Source organism: Deltaproteobacteria bacterium, assembly GCA_009929795.1.
Lineage (GTDB): Bacteria > Desulfobacterota > Desulfovibrionia > Desulfovibrionales > Desulfomicrobiaceae > RZZR01.
Window position 1 is genome coordinate 1 of record RZZR01000305.1, and the last position, 1,881, is coordinate 1,881.

Here is a 1,881-nt window from a genome sequence, read left to right on the forward strand (position 1 = left end):
TTGGCCAGACCCGGGGCCAGGTTTTCGCTCACGCCGGCCGAGACGGCCAGGGCCAAGGTTGCCCCGAAGGCGACCATGGCGCCGGCCATGAAGCCGGAAATCAGAAAGGCCAGAGGCCTGTGCCGGACCATGTCCCACTTGTAGGTACAGATGTCCGCCACTCGGATCACGAGTTCGTCGATAGTGGCCGGCATTTCGCCTCCGCTGACGGGATGGTGAGTGATGTTCTCTGGAAAAGAGTCTGCGTCGAAGAAAAAAGTTCGGTCGGTAGGGGGGAAGGCGCAACAACGTCTCGGTCGACCGGATCTGCCTGCAGGGCCTAGAAAAAATCTGTGCTCAGAAATGCGCCCAGATCGCAGGGCCGATCCAAAAAACCGGCCTGCAACGCCATGCCCATGATCAGTTCGGCTCGACCCCGGTCCGGACCAAGGTCAGTGAAGGTAACGAACCCCTTGCGCAGGACGCGCTCGGCCACATTTTTGTCCACACCAGTGTAGCGTGCCTGAATATCCGCGCTCTCATAGGGATGCCCGACGACGTACTCCCCGGCCGCAGCCATGGCGGAAACAAAACTATGAGCCAGCTCGGGACTCTTCTGAAGAAGTCCATCACGAATCACTAGGACACAGCAGATGTGGCCCGGGCTCACCTCTGCAGAACGCTCCAGGATGCGCCCCTCGCCCCGGGCCTCGGATGCGGTGTGCCAGGGCTCGGAACACAAAAAACCGTCAATCTCATGCCTGGCAAGGGAAGAGAGGACGTAGGACGGACTGATATACTTGGTGGTCACTATTCGCTGGTCGGCGGGCAGGCCAAGCATTTTCGACAGCAACAGGCCATGGGTCGAAATGGAGTGAGGTAGGGCCACGGTCGAACCGGACGCAAAGCACCGCCCCAATCTGTCCGTGCGCACCGTGACCGCGCTTCCGTCGTGGTGCCCGTCCATGACGTAGCGGATGGCCAGACCCTGGTTGCGCAGGGCCATGGCTAGGGGGACCATGACAAAGGCCGCGTCAAGCATGGCGCCTCGCAGGGCCTTGATCAAACTGGTCCAGGACAGGAATCGGGACAGGTGCAGATCGTAGTCCTCCCGGTTGTGCATCTGGTGGGCGACCATGGCCAGCAGGTGATCGGAGATGGGCAGATAGCCTAAACGCACCGAACGACCCCGACTGGTTCCGAATTCGGCCAGCATGCGCTGCTTGGCATCGTGCAGACGCCGTTTTACCGTGCCCTGGGGCACGTTCAGCATCTGGGCGATGTCTCTGTAGGGTCGGCCATGGACGTAGCGCTGGATGCAGGCCTCGCGGGCCACCCCGGGAAGACTTTCCAGAATGCGCAGGACCGTGAGACGGTCCAAGTGACGGGTGCACAGGGTCACGGGATCGGCGTTGTCACAAGCCTCGTTGAGCGCATCACCTTCCGCGATAGTTGCAGTCCGTTCGTTTTGGATTCGGATGCGGTCGCAGTGCCGGATGAGAATGGTTCGAAACCAGCCTGGAAAGGCGTCCGGATCGCGAAGTTCGGCGAGCTTGAGGTAGGCCGTTAGGAAGGCCTCCTGCGCGGCATCCTCGGCCAGAGCGGGTTCGCCCACCCGGGCCGTAGCCACGGCCCGGGCCATGTCCTTGAACATGGCCACGATCTCGGCAAAGGCATTCTTGTCCCCTGTCAGGACCCGCCTTACATGAGCTTGGTACGTGATCATCACCGTCCCGCGTCGCAACGCCCATCAGGAATTGAAGCTCAATCTGTCAACGACCTCGCCCTGAAGGACGAGGCTTGACTACACTCAGCCGCAATTCCTCTTGGAGGCTTTGGCTTCAACATGCGTTACGATAGGCCGGTTGACAGGCGGCCCGCTCAGGGCGGGCATGCCACCCT

At 61.2% G+C, this 1,881-nt stretch carries 2 protein-coding genes; both read right to left on the minus strand.

Going from position 1 to position 1,881, the window contains the following annotated elements; translation table 11 throughout:
• On the minus strand, positions 1–194 hold a 194-nt coding region (locus tag EOM25_14465; protein NCC26379.1), incomplete at its 3' end, for a hypothetical protein.
• Positions 195–319: 125 nt separating this feature from the next.
• Entirely contained in the window at positions 320–1,705 is a 1,386-nt protein-coding gene (locus EOM25_14470; protein ID NCC26380.1) for a sigma-70 family RNA polymerase sigma factor, read from the minus strand.
• Positions 1,706–1,881: the final 176 nt, after the last annotated feature.